The organism is Arachidicoccus sp. (genome assembly GCF_050436765.1).
Classification (GTDB): Bacteria; Bacteroidota; Bacteroidia; order Chitinophagales; family Chitinophagaceae; genus Arachidicoccus.
Window position 1 is genome coordinate 4014 of the sequence record NZ_JBNQGD010000232.1, and the last position, 1944, is coordinate 5957.

The 1944-nt window shown below is 38.4% G+C and carries 2 protein-coding genes; both read left to right on the forward strand.

The genetic code is table 11. The features are described 5' to 3' along the window. On the forward strand, window positions 1-366 hold a 366-nt coding region (locus tag ACQR30_RS10220), incomplete at its 5' end, for a DUF4983 domain-containing protein (RefSeq protein ID WP_429734679.1). 39 nt (window positions 367-405) lie between these two features. Then, window positions 406-1944 (forward strand): M60 family metallopeptidase (locus ACQR30_RS10225; RefSeq protein WP_429734681.1); only part of this gene is annotated, 1539 nt, incomplete at its 3' end.

Consider the following 1944-nt stretch of genomic DNA (forward strand, 5'->3'; position numbering starts at 1 on the left):
GAAGCAATTGCAAAATACAGTTGTTTTATTGGTATTCCACCAGCACAACACCCCAATATACACAATTTGGTAGGGTTTTATAGCGCTAGCGAAGGTTCTGGAACCACGGTTTATGATGGGGCTTCAAATCCTGAAAATGGTTCTATTAAAACTCAATATGGAGGAGTGAATGAATGGAATCATCTATCTGAAATTAGCAATGCTATTTGCGGACCGGCAGATGATAATTATTATACTCTGACTCCTAATAGCGTAGATGTACCCTATCAAATCCTTACCTATTTGGGCATAAATGTTCAATCTCAATGGGGATTTGACGGCCAGTTTTGGACTACATCCTATAACGACCAAGTTTTTGAGCCATAATATAATAGTCAAACGGCAATTAATATAAAAAATATTCGAATGAAAATGCATAAATCAAAAGCATTGTTAAAAACTTCAAGTGCATTATTTGGTTTAATAATGATAGTTGTTTTAACGATTTCCAGTTGTAAAAAGTCAAGATTTAATGTGCCTGATGGATATACTGTAGATTCCTTAAAAGGCGCCGATGTCAATGTAGATACAACTGATACGAAACCGGATTTTTCCTTCCTTTCTCAGGCAAGAATTTTTCCAGGAGTTGTTAACTCAAGTGAAAAGCGTATTACTGATACGTCTATTACGATGGATTTGAACTATAATGATATTAGAAATTCTCTTCGGATATCAGTAGTACCGCAACCATGGAAACCTACCGGCTTATACGCACCTGCAGGAGAGCCTATAACTATTATTTTACCCGCAAATGCCGTTGGTATTACTGCTCAAATAGGTTGCTGGACGGATAATATATCTAATAAATCTCCGCGCAAAAGAGAGCCTATAATTTATACGGTTAAAAAATTGTTTCCAGGTGAAAACCATATTCGTGGACCATTTGGGGGGCAAATATTTCTGATACCTGAGATTCCTTTGCAGAATCCGATCACTTTTCATGTAAGTGGTGCCTGCAGAGAGCCAGACTTTCATTTGGGTGTTACTGATCCTATTCAGTGGAAACAAGAAATAATGACAACTTCTGTTCCTTGGTTTGACTTTGATTCTAAGCACATGGCTTTTTCGCTTCCGACTAAAGTAATGGTTAATTATTTACAGAGCCACCCCAACCTGGACCTTAATGAAGCGTCTCAAGCTTGGGATGATATTATCAATAATGACTATGATAAATGGGAAGGCCTTTCAGATACCGCGGCAGATAAAATAGATCAACCGACTAACCTGCCATGGCGAGTAGTTTTAGACATACAACCTTCAGCAGGATATGGCCATAATGGTTATCCTGTTGTAGCGACAGACGACAACGAATGGTTTAATGCTGCCTTTACTGGAGGAGACACGACCGGCAATCTTTGGGGTACATTACACGAGTTGGGTCATAATAATCAACAGGGCCAATATTGGGACTGGTCAACATTGGGAGAAACGACGAATAATTTGCATTCCTTTAAGCGTGCAAACAGAATGGGTATTCAAAATCTAGTAACGCTACATCCTGCATTCGCGGGTGGCGCATCAAGTGCACAAGCAAAAGCTTTAGCTTACGTGCTTGGTTCAGGTGCTAAAAATTTCGATGTAGATCAAGCTATAAATGATCCATTTGAAAGGATGATTCCATTTCTTCAAATTTTTGATAAATTACAAAGCGCAGATGGTACCAAAAGTGGATGGGATTTTTGGCCATTTCTTTATAGACGAGCAAGACATGCCTTAAGGCCTTCTAACAATGACATAGACAAACACGATTTTTTCTATGAAGCACTGTGTGATTATACTGGGTTGGATTGCAAACCGTTTTTTGATGCCTGGGGTATTCAATTATCTGCACAGGCAACAAGTACAATATCTCAAGAATATCCTAATCGATTAAAGGATAATATATGGTTATATGATCCAATTAGT